22 protein-coding genes are annotated in these 18,436 nt (G+C 71.6%); 6 read left to right on the top strand and 16 right to left on the bottom strand.

From position 1 onward, the window contains the following. Positions 1 to 64: 64 nt before the first annotated feature. Both ABIA38_RS31325 and ABIA38_RS31320 read right to left on the bottom strand, forming a co-directional pair. Positions 65 to 709, bottom strand: a complete 645-nt coding sequence (locus ABIA38_RS31325) for a hypothetical protein (RefSeq protein WP_424642252.1) — start codon at positions 707 to 709, stop codon at positions 65 to 67. A 125-nt stretch (positions 710 to 834) separates the two neighbouring features. After that, on the bottom strand, positions 835 to 1,944 hold the full coding sequence (locus ABIA38_RS31320) for a PucR family transcriptional regulator (protein WP_424642251.1): 1,110 nt from the start codon (positions 1,942 to 1,944) through the stop codon (positions 835 to 837). A gap of 627 nt (positions 1,945 to 2,571) precedes the next feature. Between ABIA38_RS31320 and ABIA38_RS31315 the strand changes: the two genes are divergently transcribed. From ABIA38_RS31315 to ABIA38_RS31300, 4 genes are all read left to right on the top strand, one after another. Then, on the top strand, positions 2,572 to 3,237 hold the full coding sequence (locus ABIA38_RS31315) for a response regulator (RefSeq protein ID WP_424642250.1): 666 nt from the start codon (positions 2,572 to 2,574) through the stop codon (positions 3,235 to 3,237). Beyond that, positions 3,234 to 4,448 (top strand): sensor histidine kinase, encoded by a 1,215-nt coding sequence (locus tag ABIA38_RS31310; protein ID WP_424642249.1) that lies wholly within the window; start codon positions 3,234 to 3,236, stop codon positions 4,446 to 4,448. Before ABIA38_RS31315 ends, ABIA38_RS31310 begins: the two co-directional genes overlap by 4 nt. Before the next feature lie 151 nt (positions 4,449 to 4,599). Continuing rightward, on the top strand, positions 4,600 to 5,502 hold the full coding sequence (locus ABIA38_RS31305; protein ID WP_424642248.1) for an ATP-binding cassette domain-containing protein: 903 nt from the start codon (positions 4,600 to 4,602) through the stop codon (positions 5,500 to 5,502). Then, a complete protein-coding gene (locus tag ABIA38_RS31300; RefSeq protein ID WP_424642247.1) occupies positions 5,499 to 7,067 on the top strand; it encodes a hypothetical protein in 1,569 nt (522 codons plus the stop codon). The genes ABIA38_RS31305 and ABIA38_RS31300 overlap by 4 nt, the downstream gene beginning before the upstream one ends. 109 nt (positions 7,068 to 7,176) lie before the next feature. Here ABIA38_RS31300 and rdgB read toward each other — a convergent pair whose 3' ends face one another. The 5 genes from rdgB to ABIA38_RS31275 form a co-directional block, all read right to left on the bottom strand. After that, positions 7,177 to 7,779 (bottom strand): RdgB/HAM1 family non-canonical purine NTP pyrophosphatase, encoded by a 603-nt coding sequence (gene rdgB / locus ABIA38_RS31295; protein WP_424642246.1) that lies wholly within the window; start codon positions 7,777 to 7,779, stop codon positions 7,177 to 7,179. Positions 7,780 to 7,849: 70 nt separating this feature from the next. Further along, complete coding sequence (locus tag ABIA38_RS31290) at positions 7,850 to 8,248, bottom strand: hypothetical protein (protein ID WP_424642245.1); 399 nt, start codon at positions 8,246 to 8,248, stop codon at positions 7,850 to 7,852. 416 nt (positions 8,249 to 8,664) lie between these two features. After that, a complete protein-coding gene (gene rph / locus ABIA38_RS31285) occupies positions 8,665 to 9,390 on the bottom strand; it encodes a ribonuclease PH (RefSeq protein ID WP_424642244.1) in 726 nt (241 codons plus the stop codon). Between the two features lie 31 nt (positions 9,391 to 9,421). Next, positions 9,422 to 10,177, bottom strand: a complete 756-nt coding sequence (locus ABIA38_RS31280; protein ID WP_424642243.1) for an MBL fold metallo-hydrolase — start codon at positions 10,175 to 10,177, stop codon at positions 9,422 to 9,424. 173 nt (positions 10,178 to 10,350) lie between these two features. Continuing rightward, positions 10,351 to 10,566: a hypothetical protein gene (locus tag ABIA38_RS31275; RefSeq protein ID WP_424642242.1), complete on the bottom strand. Its 216-nt coding sequence runs from the start codon at positions 10,564 to 10,566 to the stop codon at positions 10,351 to 10,353. A gap of 90 nt (positions 10,567 to 10,656) precedes the next feature. On the opposite strand from ABIA38_RS31275, the gene ABIA38_RS31270 reads away from it, so the two are divergent. Further along, the gene (locus ABIA38_RS31270; RefSeq protein WP_424642241.1) at positions 10,657 to 11,121 is read left to right on the top strand and encodes an N-acetyltransferase family protein; all 465 of its coding nucleotides are present in this window, start codon (positions 10,657 to 10,659) and stop codon (positions 11,119 to 11,121) included. Positions 11,122 to 11,160: 39 nt separating this feature from the next. Here the strand turns inward: ABIA38_RS31270 and ABIA38_RS31265 are convergent, their stop codons facing one another. Both ABIA38_RS31265 and ABIA38_RS31260 read right to left on the bottom strand, forming a co-directional pair. Then, a complete protein-coding gene (locus tag ABIA38_RS31265; protein ID WP_424642240.1) occupies positions 11,161 to 11,706 on the bottom strand; it encodes a hypothetical protein in 546 nt (181 codons plus the stop codon). 103 nt (positions 11,707 to 11,809) lie between these two features. After that, positions 11,810 to 12,823, bottom strand: coding sequence for a quinone oxidoreductase family protein (locus ABIA38_RS31260; RefSeq protein WP_424642239.1), 1,014 nt, complete (start codon positions 12,821 to 12,823; stop codon positions 11,810 to 11,812). A 121-nt stretch (positions 12,824 to 12,944) separates the two neighbouring features. On the opposite strand from ABIA38_RS31260, the gene ABIA38_RS31255 reads away from it, so the two are divergent. After that, positions 12,945 to 13,562 carry a TetR/AcrR family transcriptional regulator gene (locus ABIA38_RS31255; protein ID WP_424642238.1) on the top strand — a complete coding sequence of 206 codons (618 nt, stop codon included), beginning with the start codon at positions 12,945 to 12,947 and terminating at the stop codon, positions 13,560 to 13,562. Between the two features lie 106 nt (positions 13,563 to 13,668). On the opposite strand, the gene ABIA38_RS31250 is transcribed toward ABIA38_RS31255, so the two are convergent. The 7 genes from ABIA38_RS31250 to clpS all read right to left on the bottom strand — a co-directional run bounded on the left by ABIA38_RS31250 (position 13,669) and on the right by clpS (position 18,321). Further along, positions 13,669 to 14,619, bottom strand: coding sequence for a PLP-dependent cysteine synthase family protein (locus tag ABIA38_RS31250; RefSeq protein ID WP_424642237.1), 951 nt, complete (start codon positions 14,617 to 14,619; stop codon positions 13,669 to 13,671). Continuing rightward, on the bottom strand, positions 14,619 to 14,900 hold the full coding sequence (locus ABIA38_RS31245; RefSeq protein WP_424642236.1) for a MoaD family protein: 282 nt from the start codon (positions 14,898 to 14,900) through the stop codon (positions 14,619 to 14,621). Before ABIA38_RS31245 ends, ABIA38_RS31250 begins: the two co-directional genes overlap by 1 nt. 178 nt (positions 14,901 to 15,078) lie before the next feature. Next, entirely contained in the window at positions 15,079 to 15,195 is a 117-nt protein-coding gene (locus ABIA38_RS31240; RefSeq protein ID WP_424642235.1) for a putative leader peptide, read from the bottom strand. Between the two features lie 170 nt (positions 15,196 to 15,365). Further along, positions 15,366 to 15,779 (bottom strand): Mov34/MPN/PAD-1 family protein, encoded by a 414-nt coding sequence (locus ABIA38_RS31235; protein ID WP_424642234.1) that lies wholly within the window; start codon positions 15,777 to 15,779, stop codon positions 15,366 to 15,368. 62 nt (positions 15,780 to 15,841) lie between these two features. Next, positions 15,842 to 17,251, bottom strand: a complete 1,410-nt coding sequence (locus ABIA38_RS31230; protein ID WP_424642233.1) for an amino acid permease — start codon at positions 17,249 to 17,251, stop codon at positions 15,842 to 15,844. A 106-nt stretch (positions 17,252 to 17,357) separates the two neighbouring features. Then, the gene (locus ABIA38_RS31225) at positions 17,358 to 17,957 is read right to left on the bottom strand and encodes a DUF2017 domain-containing protein (protein ID WP_424642232.1); all 600 of its coding nucleotides are present in this window, start codon (positions 17,955 to 17,957) and stop codon (positions 17,358 to 17,360) included. 73 nt (positions 17,958 to 18,030) lie between these two features. Next, positions 18,031 to 18,321: an ATP-dependent Clp protease adapter ClpS gene (gene clpS / locus ABIA38_RS31220; RefSeq protein WP_424642231.1), complete on the bottom strand. Its 291-nt coding sequence runs from the start codon at positions 18,319 to 18,321 to the stop codon at positions 18,031 to 18,033. Between the last annotated feature and the right edge of the window lie 115 nt (positions 18,322 to 18,436).

Here is an 18,436-nt window from a genome sequence, read left to right as displayed (position 1 = left end):
CCGAGCGGAGCGGGGGATCGGGGGATCGGGGGGGGGGGAGACGGCTTTGCTTCGGGAGCTCGGCTCAGCCCGGCATGCGGTCCGGGTCCAGAACGCTGTCGAAGCGGGTGACCCGGAAGAACTCGCCGGGTTCGTCGTAGTCGAAGATCAACGCGGTGCTCCCGGAGACCAGTCCGCTCTCGTCGGTGCGCACCTGGAGGATCGCGGTCGAGCCGTCCTCGGCCCGCACCTCGGCCTGACCGAAGTCGTGGCCCACCCGGCCGGTTCGGATCACACACGTACGACCCACGAAATCGGCACGCAGGGACGGGCGTTCGGCCGGCAGGAAGCGTCGGCCCAGGGAGCGGACCAGGCGCGCGGTAAGCCAGCCCAGGCCGAGCGCCGCGGGGAGCGCCGCGGCGCGCAGCCACCAGCGGTCGGTCAGCGCGGTACCGACCAGGCAGCCGAACCAGGTCACGGCGATCGCGAAGGAGATCGTCACCGTGATCGGGACACCGGCGGTGTCGCGTGAGCCGTGGTCCCCATGGCCCCCGTGACCGTCATGGCCCCCGTGGCCCGAAAGCCCGCCATGATGGCCACCCCCGGAGCCGCCATGGCCCACGGCGACACCGCCGATCAACACCAGCAGCCAGTAGGCCGCCACCACGACGAGCGCGAAGCTGAACAATACGGCGGGAAACGCCAGTGCCGCCCGCACGAAATCCCCCACCGCTCCACCCCCTCGCCTGCCGTGCGGCGACATCGTGGCATCGGCGTGGGGGTCCGCGCATTGCCGGAAGTCGGCAGTGTTGGCCCGTGCTTGATATCCGGTCCCCGGCCCGAGGGAAAGGGCGTCTAAAGCGGAATACCCGGCCAGCCCAAGACGCGGGCGCCCAGGGCGGCCGTCTCCAGGGTGTAGCGCTGGAGCGCGTCGGCGGGGTCGTATCCGGTCAGCGTCCGGATCCGCTCCAGGCGGTAGGAGAGCGTGCGTACGCTGATCCGCAACCTGCGGGCCGCCTCGGCGTTGACGTAGCCGGCCGCCGCGCACGCGGCGATCGTCTCCAGGAGCGGGCCCGCGCCGCCGCGTGCCCGGACCAGCGGGCCGAGCGCGGTGCGGACCAGGTCGGACATCGCCGCCCGGTCGCGCATCAGCACCGGGAAGACCAACAGATCGGCCGCGTTCAGTACGGTCCCCGGCAGCTCCAGCCGGCGGCCCAGGTCGAGCGCGCTCAGCGCCTCCTCGTAGGACAACACCACGCCGCCCGCGCCGGCGTGCGGCCGGCCCAGGGCGACCCGATCCGCCGCGTCCCGGCCGGGGCCGGGCCAGGTCGCGTACTTGGCGAATGCGGCGAGCACCGGCTCGTCGGTGTCCGCGGCGATGCACACCAGCCGGCCGTCCTTGGTGGTGAGCAGCACATCGCGGTCGCCGAACCGGCCGATCAGCTCGCGCTCGACCCGGCGCACCAGCGGATGCGCCTCGTCGTAGGCCGGCTCGCCGGTGGCCACCGCGACCGCGTGCGCCCGGGCCAGGCGCAACCCGAACCGCTCGGCGCGCTCGGCGAGTCGACCCGGGTCGCTGCGCCCGTACAGCAGGTCGTCGATGAACTCGCGGCGCGCGGCCTCCTCCTGCCGGACCGCCATCCGCTGCGCCCGCTCGTGGCCCGCGCCGAGCGCGGTGATCGCCGCGTCTGCGGCGGCCAGCACCGCCTCCCCGGTCCGAGCCGCCTCGCTCGCACTCACCGCGCGCACGATGCCCGGCAGCGTCCCCCACGCCCGCCGGGTCTCCCGCAGGTAGAGCCCGACCAGCGGCCGCCAGTCGTGCCCGGCGTCCGCCGCCCGCTCCCCCAGCTCGGCGAGCGCCTCCAACTCCATCCGGCGCAACAATCGCCCGGTCGCCGAAACCTCGCCGAGCAGCTCGGCCCAGCCCTTCGCGAACTCGACGGGTATGCCGTCGTCGCTCTTCACGCCCAATCCCCCCGCAGCCCCACCCGCATTGCCCAATCGCTGCAACAAAGAACCTACCAACCTTGCCGATTCCCGGCAGCGACCCAATGGCCACCCCCGATGCCGATCCCCCACCACCCCGCTTTCCGAGACTCCCCCACCCGGACAGCCGACGCGTTGGGCGGTTCCCTCAGTACCGGCAAAAACTCCCTCGACATCGACAGAGGTACTGCTCGCCGACAATCGGACCCTCGGAAGCGCGTGCGGTCGGGGCCGGCCGGGGCGCGGTCCGGGCACCTGGCCGGGGTGCGAAGTCGCTTGCGGCGTAGTGCATTTCCGACGCATCGGGGAAGCATCGAGGAAGGAGAGCCACGACGGCTGCGCGGCCGGCCACCTCGGCATGGGTGCCGGCGAGTGTGCCGCGTCGAGGCCCCCTGCGCCGGGTGTGGGCGCGGAGTTCGCGGCGGGCCGGCGGCTACCGCTTGCGGCACCCGGGGGCACGGAAGAGACGGGCCCGGCTGCCCGCCGTGCCCACCTGCTTCGCGAACGCGCGTAAGCCCGGGAGTGCTCACCATGCCCGCTCGGCCGCCGTGCCCGTCATGCCCACCACGTCGGGCGGGTTTCTCGCCGCCGGCACAATCGGGTGGTGTGACGATCTCGGTGTTGCTCGCGGACGATCAGGAGATGGTGCGGCGGGGGATGCGCCGCATTCTGGAGCGGCAGGCCGACATCGAGGTGGTCGGTGAGGCGGCGGACGGGCTCGCGGCGCTGGAGGCGGCGCGACGGTTGCGGCCCGATGTGGCGCTGGTGGACATCCGGATGCCGCGGATGGACGGGCTCGAACTGACCCGGCTCCTGGCCGGCCCGGATGCCGGGACACCGGTCAAGGTGGTCGTGGTGACCACATTCGACCTCGACGAGTACGTCTACCCCGCGCTGCGTCACGGCGCGTCGGGTTTCCTGCTCAAGCGCTCCGGCGCGACCCTGCTGGTCGAGGCGGTCCGCGCGGCGGTCGCCGGCGACACGCTGATCAGTCCCTCGGTGACGGTCCGGCTGCTTCGGCACGTCACCGAACCGCGGGCCGTGCGCGCCCGCACCGCACCGATCGAGGCGCTGACCGAGCGCGAGGTGGAGATCGCCGCGCACGTGGCCGAGGGCAAGACCAACGCCGACATCGCGAGCGACCTGTTCATCTCCCCCGGCACGGTCAAGACCCATGTGGCCGCGATCCAACGAAAGCTCGCCGTCCGCAACCGGGTCGGCATCGCCGTGTACGCCTGGGAAATGGGCTACGCATCGGCCGAACCCCGATGACCCGCACCCCCTCGGTCCGGCCCGCCGCGCCCACCACGAGGCGGCGCCGGATCGGCTGGACGATCGTGGCCGTCGCCCCGGTGCTGCTGCCCCTCCCGCTCGCCCCGGCGGTGGGGGGCCTGGTCGCGTTGCCGGCCGCGCTCGCCGTCGGCGCCGCGCTGCCCCGGTGGCCGATCGGTCGGGTGTCCCTGGTCGGCGCCGCCTGGTCGGTCGTCGTGCTCTCGCTGCTCGTCGACGTCGGCTATCCCGGTCCGCACCAACAGGCGGGCTTTTGGCTGCCGTTCGAGCTGCTCGGGTTGTGGCTGCTGGTCGAGCGGGTGGTCCGCCGGGCGCCGACCCGGACCGCCGTACGACTCGGCGCGGCGCTCGGCGTGGCCATCGTGGTGCTTCCCCTGCGGTTCACGCTGCGTGCCCCGCACGTGAAGTGGGAGGCGTCGGTGGCGATGTGCGCGCTCGCCCTGCTCCCGGCCGCGGCCACCGCCGGCATCGGCCTGTACCTGCGTTCCCTGGACGATCGCCGGATCCGCGCGGTGGCCCTGGCTCGCCGGCTCCAGCGCCTCGAAGTGGCCCGCGATCTACACGACTTCGTCGCACACGAGGTGACCGGGATCGTCCTGGAGGCCCAGGCGGCCCAGTTGGACGAGCCGACCGGGCCCGAGGCGGCCCGCACCCACGAACTGCTCGCCCGGATCGAGCAGGCCGGCGTACGTGCGCTGGATTCGATGGACCGCACGGTACGAACCCTGCGCGAGAGCACGGATCCGGGCGGGGGCGACGGGTCGGAGCTGCCCGAGACCGCGCCGACCCGGGTGTACGGAACTGCGGATCTGCCGCTCCTGGTCGAACGATTCACCGGGTCGGGCCGGGTCCGCGCCGCACTCGACCTGGGTCCGGGCCTGCCCGGCGCGCTGCCCGGCCCACTGGACGAGGCGGCGTACTTCGTGGTCCTGGAAGCGCTCACCAATGTACGCCGACATGCCCCCGACACGGCCGGCGTCGAGGTCGCGGTGCGCCTGGCCCCGAACCGCGGCGTCGAGGTGTCGGTGACCGACCTCGGCGGCAACTCCCGCCGCGCCGCGGCCGAGCGCGCCGGCGGCGGCACCGGACTGGCCGCCCTGCGGGCCCGCGTCGAGGCCCTGGGCGGAACCCTCTCCGCGGGCCCGTACCGCAACGGCTGGCGTGTGGTCGCCCTGCTGCCGCCGGCGCAGTAGTGCGCCCCACCGAAAACCGACCACCGATCTCTCCCGAACGGCAGATGTCGCCGACCCCGCGAACGAGCACGCTTGCCGAGTGCCGCGCCGGTTCGCGGCCCGGGGCCGGGCGACCGGGCCCCGGCACGTCATCGCGGAGGACCGACCCGACATGCTCGAACTGATCGATGTCACCAAGGACTATCCGGGCGGCAAACGTGCCGTCGACGGCGTTACGCTGCGCCTCGAACCGGGCCTGCTCGGCCTGTTGGGCCCCAACGGGGCGGGCAAGTCGTCGCTGATGCGGATCATCGCCACGGTCACCCGCCCGACCTCGGGGCGGATCCGCTTCGACGGCGTCGACGTCCGCGCCGATCCGGACGCGCTGCGCCGCGTGCTCGGCTACCTGCCCCAGGACTTCGGGGTGTACCCGAACCTCGGCGCCCGGGAGTTCCTGAGCTACCTCGCCGCCGCCAAGGGCCTGACCGCACGCTCGGCCCGGGCCCGGATCGAGGAGCTGCTCGAGGCGGTCAACCTCGCCGACGTCGGCAAACGTCCGCTGGGCAGGTTCTCCGGCGGCATGTTGCGCCGAGTGGGCATCGCCCAGGCGCTGTTGGCCGACCCGCGCGTCCTGGTGGTGGACGAACCGACCGCCGGCCTGGACCCGGAGGAGCGGGTGCGCTTTCGCAACCTGCTCGCCGAACTCGCGGTCGACCGGGTCGTGCTGCTGTCCACACACATCGTCTCGGACGTCGAATCGGTCGCGTCGGACATCGCGGTGTTGTCCGGGGGCACCCTGCTCCGGCGCGCCACCCCGGACCAGTTGTTGCACGAAGTACGGGATGTGGTCTGGGAAGTGACGGTGCCTCAGCCCGACGTGCGGGCCGCCCGGGCGCGCTGGACGGTGAGCCGGATGGTGCGTACCGCCGCCGGGGTGCGACTGCGCGTACTGGCGCCGCACGCGCCGACCGGAACCGCACGGCCCGTGGCCCCCGACCTGGAGGACGCCTACCTCGCGATCGTCTCCGGGCTGGTCGCCGGGACCGCGTCCGCCACCGGGGCGGTGCGGCCGTGACGGCGGGCACCGTGCCGCGCCTGGCCGCCGCCGATTTCCGGGACCGGGTGCGCCGTCCGGCCTATCTGGTCACCCTGGCGGCGGCGGTCGTGCTCGCGTACCTGGCGATCCCCGGCCGGGACGCGCACTGGACCATCATGAACATCGGCGACTACCGGGGCCGGTACAACAGCGCGTACGTGGGCACCGCGACCGCGCTGGCCGGCGCGCTGTGGCTGACGATCGGCGGCTTCCACGTGGTCCGCGACTCGATCGGCCGGGACGAGCGCACCCGCGTCGGCGGCCTCCTCGCCGCCACCCCGCTCCCCACGTGGGCCTACCTCGCGGCCAAGTTCCTCGGCAATGTGCTGGTGCTCGCCTCGATGGTGGGCGTGCTCGCGGTGACCGCCGGCGGCATGCAGTTGGTCCGGGGCGAGGACCGGACGATCGACCCGGGCGCGCTGTTGTTGCCGTTCGTCACGATCGCCTTGCCCCTGGTGGTGCCGACGGCCGCGGCGGCGCTGCTGTTCGAGACGATTCCGCGACTGCGCGGCGGCCTGGGCAACGTCGTCTGGTTCTTCGTCTCGATCACCGTCGCCTTCGGCGGGCAGTCCGGGTCCGCGCCGCTGGGCGGGCTGGGGGTGCATGCCGCCGTCGCCTCGATGCGCGACCAACTGGTGGCCCGGCATACCGACCTGACCGGCCAGGAGTTCAGCCTCGGGCTGACCTATCGGGACGAGCCGCTGCGTACCTTCGACTGGACCGGGTGCACACCGAGCGGCACGTTCCTGCTCCAGCGGCTGACCCTGATCCTGCTCGCGATCGGCGTCGCGCTGCTGCCCGCGCTGTGGTTCGCGCGCTTCGATCCGGCCCGCGGTCGCAGCCCCGGCACCCCTCCGGAGGAGGAGGCGGCGGTGATCGGCGCGCACCCGTCCCCAGCCGCGCCCGTCCCGCCCCACACGCCGGCCCGGATCGGCTTCACCTTCCCGCGCCTGCTCGCCGGCGAACTCCGGGTCCTGGTCCAGGGGGTGTCGAAACGATGGTGGGCGGTCGCCGCGCTGCTGACCGGAACGGGCCTGGCCGCCACCGGGAACGTGGCGACCGCCGCGGTGCTGCCCGCCTGCTGGATCTGGCCGATCCTGGTCTGGTCGCGGCTGGGCACCCAGTCGGTCGAACACGACCTGGCGGGCCTGCTCGGCGCCTACCCGACACCCCGCCGGCGGTTGCTCGCGCAGTGGACGGCCGGTCTGGTGCTGACCGTGGCCGTCGGCCTCGGCCCGGCGCTGCGGATGTCGTTCGTGCACGACACCCCGGGCCTGGCCGCGTGGGCCGCCGGCGCGGTGCTGATTCCCTCGTTCGCGCTGTGCGTGGGGCTGGTCGGTCGCACGCACCGGCTCTTCCAGGCGCTCTACCTGCCGATCTGGTGGGCCATCGTGAACAACATCGCCGGCCTGGACTTCATGGGCGCGATCCGCCGACACGGCGAGCCGGCCGGCCCCCCGGCGGCGGTGGTCGCGGCCTTGGCGGTGGTACTGCTCGTGGTGGCGATGGGCATCGACGCGACGCGGCGGGCGGATCGGCGCTGACGGTGCGGGCCCCCGTGGCCCGCAGGGCTCGCCCTGGCCCGCAGGCGCGCCTTGGCCCGCGGGGCCCGCCGCAGCCCGCACCCGCGAACCGCCCGCCCGGATCGAGCGGTCAGCCGATCAGCTCGCCCACGATCGGGGCCAGCGCGCGAAACGCCTTGCCGCGGTGGCTGATCGCGTTCTTCTCGGCGGCGCTCAGTTCGGCGGCGGTCCGGGTGTCGTCCGCGACCAGGAGGATCGGATCGTAGCCGAACCCCCCGGTGCCGCGCGGCTCGTGGGTCAGCGTGCCCTCGAAGCGGCCCTCGACCACCCGCTCGGTGCCGTCCGGCAGGGCCAACGCCGCCGCACAGGCGAACCACGCGGCGCGGTGCTCGTCGGCGATGTCGGACAGCTGGGCCAGCAGCAGCCGCAGATTGGCGGCGTCGTCCCCGTGCCTACCGGACCAGCGCGCGGAGAAGATCCCGGGCATCCCGTTCAGCGCGGCCACGCACAGGCCCGAGTCGTCGGCGATCGCCGGGAGCCCCGTGGCCTGTGCGACGGCGTGCGCCTTGAGCAGCGCGTTGGCCGCGAAGGTCAGGCCCGTCTCGGGTACGTCGGGGACCTCCGGGTAGGCGTCCATCCCGACGAGTTCGACGTCGAGCCCGACGTCGGCGAGGATCTGCTGGAGCTCGACGACCTTGTTGGTATTGCGGGTGGCGAGTACGAGACGGCTCATGCGGCAAGCCTAGGCTCGTCGCCGGCGCGGGCCGAATCCGGGCGGATCGCGCCCGAGTCCGCCGGCCGACCTACTTGATGCAGATCGTGCTCAGGTTCTTCGCGCCGTTGATCAGCGGTTGCACGTCGCTCGTGCTGAGGCTGCCGCCATTGGCGGCCTTGGTGCTGAGCGCGGTGATTACGTCGCCGAGGCCGTTCGCAGCGTTCTTCGCGTCGGTGGAGTCCAGGTCCTTGGTCTTGTCGTTCAAGGTCTTCTGGAGATCGTCGAGCGCCTTGCGGGCCGCGGCCGGGTCGTTGAGGACACTGCCCAGGTTGGCGATGTCGTTGGTGAGGTTGGTGGCCAGTTCGGCGCACGAGATGGCCTTCTGCGCCTCGCTGCACGCGGCGGTGGCGAACAGCGCGCCCGCCATGGCGGCGGCCGCGATCGCGGTGCGCAGGACCCGGCGGGGACGGTACGTGGCGCGGAACATCGAGCTCCTCGTCGGCACGGGCCGCTCGGCCCGGTCGTGGGGGGGGGGGGGGGGGGGGGGGGGCGCCCCCCCCCCGGGGGGGGGGGGCCCCCCCCCCCCCCCGGGGGGGGGCCCCCCGCCGCGGCGGGGGGGGGGGGGGGCGCACCCCACAGCCCCGGGGGGGCGGGGGGGGGGGCGGGGCGGGGGGGGGGGGGCGGGGGGGGCCCCCCCCCCCCCACGACCGTACTGGTGTCCGGGCCCACGCCGGGCCGACGGTGGCACACCCGGTGCAGGTCGGTTGCGCGTACGTGACACTCGCAACCGGCACGTGATCATCCGGGCGCCGGTATGTCCGGAAGGCCGCTTCGGCGCACCGCCGTTGCCGATTTCCGGCACATTCGGCGGCACGGTTCGGCCGGGCCCTGCCGGGTCTCGACTCAGGACTCCAGGGCCAGCTCCTGAAGCACCGTCAGCTCCGCGCAGCCGGCCGTGCCGAGGTCGAGCAGGTCGTTCAGCAGCGCCCGGTCGAACGGCTCCTTCTCCGCGGTGCCCTGCACCTCGACGAAGCGCCCGTCCCCGGTGCAGACGATGTTCATGTCGGTCTCGGCGCGCACGTCCTCCTCGTACTGGAGGTCGAGCATCGGTACGCCGTCGATGATCCCGACGCTGACCGCCGACACCGAGCCGATCAGCGGGTTGGCGCCCTTGCGGGTGAGCTTGTGCTCGCGCGCCCAGGCCACTGCGTCGGCGAGCGCGACATAGGCGCCGGTGATCGCCGCGGTACGGGTGCCGCCGTCCGCCTGGAGCACGTCGCAGTCGAGATGGATCGTGGTCTCGCCGAGCGCCTTGGGGTCGATCACCGCGCGCAGCGAACGGCCGATCAGCCGCGAGATCTCGTGCGTACGCCCGCCGATCCGGCCCTTGACCGACTCGCGGTCGCCGCGCGTGTGGGTGGCGCGGGGCAACATCGAGTATTCGGCGGTGACCCAGCCCTCCCCGCTGCCCTTGCGCCAGCGCGGCACACCTTCGGTGACGCTGGCGGCGACCAGGACCCGGGTGCGGCCGAACTCGACGAGGACCGAGCCCTCGGCGTGGTCGAGCCATTTGCGCTGGAAGGTGACCGGGCGGAGCTGGTCGGGGGTACGGCCGTCTACTCGTGACATGGCCCCAGCCTAAGCCGTGCCGAGGTGCGGTTCAGACCGTGTGCGAGGCGTCCGGCAGGGCCAGGTCGACGGCGCCGGTGAAGGTCTTGCGGGCGTCGTCGAGGTTGCGTTCGCGGCTGGTCCAGGGCGGGATGTGGGTGAGCAACAGGCGCCCTACGCCCGCCCGTTCGGCGTGTTCGCCGGCCTGGCGGCCGTTCAGATGCACATGCGGCAGGTCCTCGCGGCCGTATTCGAACGAGGCCTCGCACAGCAGCAGGTCGGCGTCCCGGGAGATCCGGACCAGGTCTTCGCTGACCCCCGTGTCGCCGGAGTAGACCAGGGACCGGCCGCCGACCTCGATGCGGTAGGCGTACGACTCGACGGGGTGCGGCATACGGTCGGCGGTGATCCGGAACGGGCCGACCTCGAAGGTGCCGGTGACCACCGTACGGAAATCGAACACGTCGGCCATCCGCCCGTTGTCGATCGCGCCCTCGACGTCGTAGGCGCGCGCGATCCGCTCGTGCGTGTCGGCCGGCCCGTACACCCGCAGTGGTGGCAGCTCGCCGTCCGGGCAGTACTTGCGGGCCACGAAGTAGCACGCGAGGTCCAGGCAGTGGTCCGCGTGCAGGTGGCTGAGCAACACGGCGTCGATCGAGCCGAGCGGGACATGCCGCTGGAGGGCGCCGAGCGCGCCGTTGCCGAGGTCGATCAGGATCCGGACCCCGTCGGCCTCCAGGAGGTAACACGAGCAGGGGCTGTCCGGGCCGGGAAAGCTGCCGGAACACCCGACGACGGTGAGTTTCACGCGAGGACTCCGACCGTGTCGACCAGCACGAGCCCGCGGCCGTACCGCCGGCCACCACCGACCCCGAAGCCGAACTTCCCGCCCGCCGCGCCCTTGAATGCGAATGCCACCCCCCGAGAGTACGCAGTAGGGGGGTACGTCCCGACACACAACGGGCACAGGGGTGACCGACGTCACGGCCCCGCGATAAACACACCACACCCCAACCGACGCGTCCGCACCAGGCACCGCACCACGCGGCTGCCGTGCAGGGGCGGTACGCCCGCCCGGGCCCAGGTGCGGGCGATCCACCCGAGCTCGGCGGCCACCGGGGCCAGGTCGGCGGAGCCGGGTCGCAGGTCGGCGCGGTGGCCCGGCGCCATCCGCAGCCCCGGAGCCGCGGAAGGCACGGGCGGGACATCCCGGGCCCGCGAACTTCGCGGATTTCTCCGCACGCACACCGCTACCCGCAGCCACCCCGGGCAGGACAACATCGACCCATGACGCTCACCATCACCCACGCCGAGCCGGCCGACACCGCCGACCTCGTCTCCCTCGTCGAAGCACTGGAAACGCACTACGGCGTCACCGACTTCCCGCCCTTGGCGGCGCGTCTGGAGCAGACCCGCGCGCTGCTGTTCGGCCCGACCCCGGCGGCTCGCGTGCTCCTCGCCCGTGACGATACGAAGGCCGTCGCCCTGGCCGCCTACTCGTACCTGTGGCCCGCGGTCGGCACGGCGCAGTCGTTGTACCTGAAGGAGCTGTTCGTCCTCGAAACCCACCGCCGCCGAGGCGTTGCAGGACTCCTGATGCGAGAACTGCAAAGCATCGCCGGCGCCACCGGATGTGTGCGCATCGAATGGACCGCCCAACGCGACAACGACGCAGCCCTCAAGTTCTACGCCGCCCTCGGCGCAGCCGTAAACGACGACAAGGCATTCCACCGGCTGGTCCTGGACCGCTGACCGCATGGGCCACGCCCACGTCGTGCGCTCGGTCGCGGCTCAACCTTCCCCCGGCTCCCGCGCGTTCGCGAGCAAGGTGTGTACGGCGGGGTGGAAGCGCATTCGTGCCCATACCGGGTTGCGGAAGAGGACGGGAAGGGAGATCACCTTACCGACGCCGCACTCGTGGCGGACGTGCACGATGACAGCCCTGTCCCGGCGAGCGGGCCCACCGAGGGCGTAGGCCGCCCACTTGGGCCCCAGGTCGTGGACGGACGTGCCGTACGAGAGGATCCCGCATCGCCGATCGCTCAACAGCTTGGCCGCGGAGCCCACGATCCAACGGGAGAACTCGTCCCAGTAACCGCCCTGGAGATCGACCGGACGCAGCACTTCCACCCGTGGACGGTCGCCCGCCGTGCACACACTCACCCGCATCAGGGGTATGCGGGGATACTCGGTATGCCGGATCCGCCGAGGGACGTCCGCGACGAGCGCGGTCAGCACGTCGATCACGTCGGACCGTACGTCCGGAGGCAACTCCCGCAACCAGGCAGCCTCGTATTCGACCGAGACCTCCGCATTACGTTCTTTGCCGCGATCCATCCGCCAAGTCATACCACTTCGGTCCGTCACGAAGTACAGCGTCGGAGTACACCACCGACACATCCCACCCAACGCCTCCGGCAGCACGCCGCCCGCGCACCCCCTACACCTCCAGCAACACCCGCCCCAACTGCGCCCGACCGTCGAGTATCCGATGCGCCTCGACCGCCTCCGTGAGCGGCAACCGGGCATGCACCGCGACCCGCACCCGCCCCGAACTCAAGTACCCCGCAACCTCGTTCATCTCCCGCCGAGCCTGCGCCGGCCGCGCCCCCCGCCACGCCAACAAGGAGAACCCGCCGACGGACCGCAACGCGAACAACTCCGTCACCGGTACTTCCAGCAGCTCCCCCGTCGCCGCGCCATACATCACCACCCGCCCGAACGGCGCCAACAGCCCGAGGCTCTGCCGCAACACATCGCCACCCACCGAGTCCAGCACCACATCCACCACCCCCTGCGGCGCCACCTCCCGCACCCGCTCCGGCCAATCGGCCCTGCCATAGTCGACAACGAAGTCCGCCCCGCACCCCCGGACAAAGTCGAACTTGTCCGCCGACCCGGGCCCGGGCCCGGGCCCGGACCCGGACCCGGACCCCACCGTGGCAATCACCGTCCCGGCGCCCAGCAACTTGGCGAACTGCACCGCCAGATGCCCGATCCCGCCGGCCGCCGCATGCACCAACACCGTCTCCCCCGCGGCCAGTTGCCCGGTACGCACGGCCCGCAGCGCCACCGGCCCGGCCATCGGCAGCGCACTCGCCGCACCTAGGTCGAGCCCGTCCGGCACCTCCACCAACCACGCCGCATCGGCAAGCACGAAGTCGGCGAACGCGTCCTCCGCCAACCCCGCGACCCGACGCCCGACCGGCCACCCCTCGACCCCCGCGCCGACGGCCTCGACCAGCCCGACCACATCCCCGGTGAGCACCCCGGGCAACGGCCGCTGGAAGAGTGGCCCACTGACCGGCCCGCGTCGGAACCTGGTGTCCACGAAGTTGGCCCCGACCACCTCGGTTCGGATCAACACCTGCCCCGGCCCGGGTTCGGGCCGCTCGACCTCCTCCAAGGTGAGAACATCCGGATCGCCGTATTCGTGGTAGCGAACGCGTCGCATAAGGCCCTCCCGGCCGGCACGGAGCATGACTGAAACCCGACCGCGACTAAACTGGACCGCCGGTCAAGTTGATCCGAACGTACTGGACTGCCAGTCCAGTTGTCCACCATCAAGGAACGCGATGACAGCCCCCCGCCCCGAACGCCCCGAACGCGCCGACGCCGCCCGCAACCGACGCGCGATCCTGCGCGCCACCGAGGAACTCCTGGCCCACCACCGCCCCGAGCAGATCTCGATGGAACAGGTCGCCGCGGCGGCAGGCGTCGGCAAGGGCACGGTGTTCCATCGCTTCGGCAACCGGATGGGCCTGATGGTCGCCCTGATGACGGATCGTGCCCTGGCCCTGGCCGAGGCCGTCGAGTCCGGCCCGCCGCCCCTGGGCCCCGGCGCCCCACCGGACGAACGACTGCTCGCGTTCCTGGACGCCGTCGTCGACGTGGTCGCCCGCAACAAGGGCCTACTGGCCGCCCTCGGCCACGCCACGAGCACCGCGACCACACCGCGGTCCACCGAGGACCCGCGAACCGCCCACCCCGTCTACGGCTTCTGGCACGGCCACGTCACCGCCCTGCTCACCGAGCGCCGCCCCGACCTGGACGCCGAACTCCAGGCCCACCTACTCCTCGCCACCCTCCAGAGCCAGTCGATCCTGCTCCTCTTCGAACAGGGCGAGACCGCACGCGTGGCCACCGCCCTACGCACCCTGACCGACGCCCTGCTCAACGCCCCCGGCCGGTGACGACAACCGACCCGAAAAAGCAATCGCCCCCGGCGCCAAATGGCAACCGGGGGCGACGCCCAAACCCAACCAACCGACCAACCGACCGACAAACCAACCGGACCAATCAGGCCCAGAGCTGCCCGTGCAGCCCCTCCACCGCGGCCTCCGTGCTCTCCGCGGTGTAGATCCCGGTCGACAGGTACTTCCACCCCGCGTCCGCGATCACGAACGCGATGTCGGCCGACTCCCCCGCCTTCACCGCCTTGCGCGCGATGCCGAGCGCCGCGTGCAGCACCGCGCCGGTCGAGATCCCCGCGAAGATGCCCTCCTGCTCCAGGAGTTCGCGCGTACGCCGAACCGCGTCGGCCGAGCCCACCGAGTACCGCGTGGTCAGCACGTCGGCGTCATACAGCTCCGGCACGAAGCCCTCGTCCAGGTTCCGCAGCCCGTACACCACGTCGTCGTAGCGGGGTTCGGCGGCAACGATGGTGACCCCCGGCACCTTCTCCCGCAGATACCGCCCGACGCCCATCAGCGTCCCGGTCGTCCCCAGGCCGGCCACGAAGTGCGTGATCGTCGGCAGGTCCTCCAGCAGCTCGGGCCCGGTCGTCGCGTAGTGCGCGTCCGGATTGGCCGGGTTGCCGTACTGGTACAACATCACCCAGTCCGGATGCTCCGCCGCCAGCTCCTTGGCCACCCGTACCGCGGTATTGGACCCGCCCGCCGCCGGCGAGGCGATGATCCGCGCACCCCACATGCGCAGCAGCTCGCGGCGCTCCTCGGAGGTGTTCTCCGGCATCACGCAGACGATTCGGTAGCCCTTGAGCTTGGCCGCCATCGCCAGCGCGATGCCGGTGTTGCCCGAGGTCGGCTCCAGGATCGTGCAGCCCGGCGTGAGCAGCCCGTCCCGCTCGGCCGCCTCGATCATGTGCAGGGCGGGACGGTCCTTGATCGAGCCGGTCGGATTGCGGTCCTCCAGCTTGGCCCACACCCGCACCGTCGACGACGGCGACAGATTCGGCAGGCCGACCAGCGGAGTACGGCCGACCGAGTCGAGCAACGATTCGTACCGCATCAGATCGAGCCGCCGGCGACGGCCGGAAGGATGGTGACCGTGTCGCCGTCGTCCAGCTTGGTGGTGAGGCCGCCGGTGAATCGGACGTCCTCGTCGTTCAGATACACATTGACGAAGCGGCGCAGCTCGCCGTTCTCCTCCACCAGGCGAGCACGCACACCCGGGTGCCGGACCTCCAGGTCGACCAGCAGGTCGGCGAGCGTCTCGCCGGTGCCGGGTACGGCCTTGGCGCCGTCGGTGTAGGTGCGAAGGATGGTCGGGATGCGGACCTCGATGGCCATGGATGCGCTCCTCTGGTTTGACGCGAACGGAGAGAACGCAGTCCGGTCGCGGGCCGCACCCTGAACACCTCGTCGAGGACGGGGCCATGGGGCGGGGGTCGTTCGCGTGCGCCGGTGCTGCGGGACGTGCCTGCTGCCTGGGGTGCCTGGTGGGCCGATCCGGGTGCGGAAAGCGGGATCAGCCCACGCGCGCAGCGCGACAGAGGGCGCTGGAGAGTCGGCACAGATCGACGTGCAGGCGTGCGACGAGATACGCGCCCGGGGCACCGCCCGGGGCCGCTTCCGTCGTATTCACGCCCGCATAACGCATATGGTCATGCTAGCCATTCCTGCTCCGGCTCTCCGATGTGATCTCACGTGTCGGAACACCCCGTATCGACAGGTGAGACGGCGAAGTCCGAATCCGCCCACCGGATCAGGCATATCCGCAAAAAGCCGTCGCCCCGATCGGCCGGCGCGCCCTCGTCAGTAGGCGTCCACGACGTCGACCTCCTCCTCGGTGATCACCCCGTCGACGATCCGGTACGACCGGAACTCGTAGGTCTGCTCGTCCCGCGTCGACACGAGCACGTAGTGCGCGTTGGGCTCGGACGCGTACGACACGTCCGTGCGCGACGGGTACGCCTCGGTCGCGGTGTGCGAGTGGTAGACGATCACCGGCTCCTCGTCCCGGTCGTCCATCTCGCGGTAGAGCTTGAACAGGTCGGCCGAGTCGAACTCGTAGAACGTGGGCGACCGCGCGGCGTTCAACATCGGGATGAACCGCTCGGGCCGATCGGTCCCCGCCGGCCCGGCCACGACGCCGCACGCCTCGTCGGGGTGGTCGGCACGGGCGTGGGCAACGATCCGATCGCGCAGCTCTGCGGTGATGGTAAGCATCCCCCGAGCGTACTGAGCACCATCGATCGACCGGCCGGGCATCGCCCACTCACCCCCCACGCTCACCCCCCGACCACCTGCCGCCGCCGCATCGGCAGATACGCCACCACCAGGAAGCCCACCCAGATCGGCACCACGTACAGCGCGATCCTGGTGTCCGCGGAGAACCCGAGCAGCACCGTCACCATCGCCAGGAAGGCCAACACCGCCCACCCGGTGTACGGCGCCCCCGGCATCCGAAAGCCGTGCCCGGCCAGCCGCCCTCGGTCCACCGCGCGCCGATAGCGCATCTGGCAGGCGACGATCATCCCCCACGTCCACAGCGCGCCCACGGTGGCCACCGACGTGATGTACATGAACGCCTTGTCCGGGACCAACGCGTTGACCAGCACCCCGAAGCCCATCACGATCGCCGACACGGTGATCGCCATGGCCGGCACCCGATGCGAGCTGAGTCGGCTCACCTGCGGCGGCGCCTGGCCCTCGACGGCGAGCGTGCGCAACATCCGGCCGGTCGAGTACAACCCCGAATTGCACGAGGACAACGCGGCGGTCAGCACCACGAAGTTGATGATCGCCGCCGCGGCCGGGATGCCCACCCGGTCGAAGACCAGTACGAACGGGCTCTGATGGGCGTGGAAATCGGTCCACGGCGCGAGCGACAGGATGATGATCAACGCGCCGATGTAGAACAGCCCGATCCGGAACGGAATGGTGTTGATCGCGCGCGGCAACACCTTCTCCGGTTGTTGGGCCTCGCCCGCGGTGACCCCGACCAGCTCGACGCCCAGGAACGCGAACATCACGATCTGCAGCACCAGCAGCGTCTGGCCCACCCCGTTGGGCGCGAACCCGCCGTCCGACCAGATGTGCGAGACCGACGCCTGGTCACCGGCCTTGCCGAAGCCGAAGATCAGCACCCCGATGCCGACCAGGATCATCCCGATGATCGCGGTCACCTTGATCATCGAGAACCAGAACTCGAATTCGCCGAACAACTTCACCGAGATCAGATTGGCCGCGAACAGCACGATCAACACGACCAGCGCGGTCACCCACTGGGGGACGGACGGCCACCAGTACTGGACGTAGACCCCCGCCGCGGTGATCTCCGCCATCCCGGTAACCACCCACATCACCCAATACGTCCAGCCGGTCACGAACCCCGCGAACGGCCCGAAGAACTCCCGGGCGTATTCCGCGAAACTGCCCGCCACCGGCCGATACATCAGCAGCTCGCCCAGCGCGCGCATCACGAAGAAGATCAGTACGCCCGCCACCGCGTACGCGGCGATCAACGACGGCCCGGCCTTCTCGATCGCGCCGCCCGCGCCGAGGAACAACCCGGTGCCGATCGCGCCGCCGATCGCGATCATCTGGATCTGCCGGCCGTTCAGCCCCCGCTCGTACCCCTCGGCATCGACACTCGGCTTGCCCGCCTCGGCGGCGGACCCGGCTGAGGTGTCCGTCATGTGCGCTCCCCTTCGTCGGTACGGAGGCCGTATTACCAACGAACGAGTGCGGAAACGCGGATTCCCGATCTTCCGGCGTGTCCGAAATACCCGGTGAACCCGACGCCTACAACGCCCCGAGCAACGAGTCCTGCAGACCGCCCAGCCAGTGGAAGACCGCGAACAACCACCGCCGCGGATCGTCCTCGGCCAGCTTGGCCTCGAACTCCTCCATGTCCTCGGTGACTTCGAGCCGCGTCCCGATCACCAACCGCAGATCGTTGAGCGTGCCCAGCCACGCCTGCACGCCCGCCTCGTCCAGGACCACCCGGTGCTCGCCGCCTCGGGCGCGCAACTCCTCGGCGTCGGGCGGTTCGGTCAGGTCGACCAGGTCGGCCAGATCGGCGAGCACGATCCGGGCGTTGTCCCGCTTGCGCAGCCGCAGGTCGGTCTCGGTGTACCGGCGGAACTCGGCCGCCGCCTCGGCGTCGTCGGCGTAGGCGTCCGGGAGCAGCCGGGCCAACGCGGGATCGTCCGGGGTGCTCGGCGCGTCGGCCGAGCCGAGCCCGGTCAGCCCCAGCTCGGCGGCCAGCGGGTCGGTCTCCTCGTCGTCCGGCGAGACCATCTCGACCAGTTGACCGCACAGATCGGCCAGCACTCGTACGTGCATGTCCTCCAGGACGATCTCGGGTCGACCCGAGCGTCCGCGCATGAAGAGGCCGTTCACAGGCTGTGCAACTCCCGGGGAAGGTGGGGCGTGGACCGGCAGGACCGGCCCGGCCGAGCGAACCGAGCAGGTGTCACTTGTCGTGCTGGATGGTCGCCCACAGCCCGAACCCGTGCATCGCGGTGGTGTCGCGCTCCATCTCCTCGCGCGTCCCCGCCGAAACCACGGCCCGACCCTTGTTGTGCACGTCGTGCATGAGCTTCTCGGCCTTCTTCTTCGGATAGCCGAAGTAGGACTGGAAGACGTAGGTGACGTACGACATCAGATTGATCGGGTCGTTCCAGACGATGCACACCCATGGGGTCTCCGCCCGGACGTCCTCGTCCGGCTTGTGCTTCTCGACCTCGATGGGAGCGACACTCATGGGTCCCATGCTGCCATCCGGCCAGGGCCCGAGCGAACCGGCTCGACGGGGGGATCGGGGTCGGTCGCGACCCGGGGTGTACCCGTGCCCCCTCGGGTACGGCAAAATCCGGCGC

Origin of the sequence: Embleya sp. AB8 (assembly GCF_049739465.1) — a bacterium.
Classification (GTDB): domain Bacteria; phylum Actinomycetota; class Actinomycetes; order Streptomycetales; family Streptomycetaceae; genus Embleya.
The sequence above is the reverse complement of the archived record's forward strand: the minus strand, read 5'-3'. Positions and strand labels throughout refer to the sequence as shown.

Coding starts and splice junctions, on each gene's coding strand:
- clpS (WP_424642231.1), bottom strand. CDS start 18,321: ATGAGTGTCGCTCCCATCGAGGTCGAGAAGCACAAGCCGGACGAGGAC.
- ABIA38_RS31290 (WP_424642245.1), bottom strand. CDS start 8,248: ATGTTCCGCGCCACGTACCGTCCCCGCCGGGTCCTGCGCACCGCGATC.
- ABIA38_RS31245 (WP_424642236.1), bottom strand. CDS start 14,900: ATGGCCATCGAGGTCCGCATCCCGACCATCCTTCGCACCTACACCGAC.
- ABIA38_RS31310 (WP_424642249.1), top strand. CDS start 3,234: ATGACCCGCACCCCCTCGGTCCGGCCCGCCGCGCCCACCACGAGGCGG.
- ABIA38_RS31250 (WP_424642237.1), bottom strand. CDS start 14,619: ATGCGGTACGAATCGTTGCTCGACTCGGTCGGCCGTACTCCGCTGGTC.
- ABIA38_RS31230 (WP_424642233.1), bottom strand. CDS start 17,251: ATGACGGACACCTCAGCCGGGTCCGCCGCCGAGGCGGGCAAGCCGAGT.
- ABIA38_RS31255 (WP_424642238.1), top strand. CDS start 12,945: ATGACAGCCCCCCGCCCCGAACGCCCCGAACGCGCCGACGCCGCCCGC.
- rph (WP_424642244.1), bottom strand. CDS start 9,390: ATGTCACGAGTAGACGGCCGTACCCCCGACCAGCTCCGCCCGGTCACC.
- ABIA38_RS31260 (WP_424642239.1), bottom strand. CDS start 12,823: ATGCGACGCGTTCGCTACCACGAATACGGCGATCCGGATGTTCTCACC.
- ABIA38_RS31270 (WP_424642241.1), top strand. CDS start 10,657: ATGACGCTCACCATCACCCACGCCGAGCCGGCCGACACCGCCGACCTC.
- ABIA38_RS31305 (WP_424642248.1), top strand. CDS start 4,600: ATGCTCGAACTGATCGATGTCACCAAGGACTATCCGGGCGGCAAACGT.
- rdgB (WP_424642246.1), bottom strand. CDS start 7,779: ATGAGCCGTCTCGTACTCGCCACCCGCAATACCAACAAGGTCGTCGAG.
- ABIA38_RS31265 (WP_424642240.1), bottom strand. CDS start 11,706: ATGGATCGCGGCAAAGAACGTAATGCGGAGGTCTCGGTCGAATACGAG.
- ABIA38_RS31235 (WP_424642234.1), bottom strand. CDS start 15,779: ATGCTTACCATCACCGCAGAGCTGCGCGATCGGATCGTTGCCCACGCC.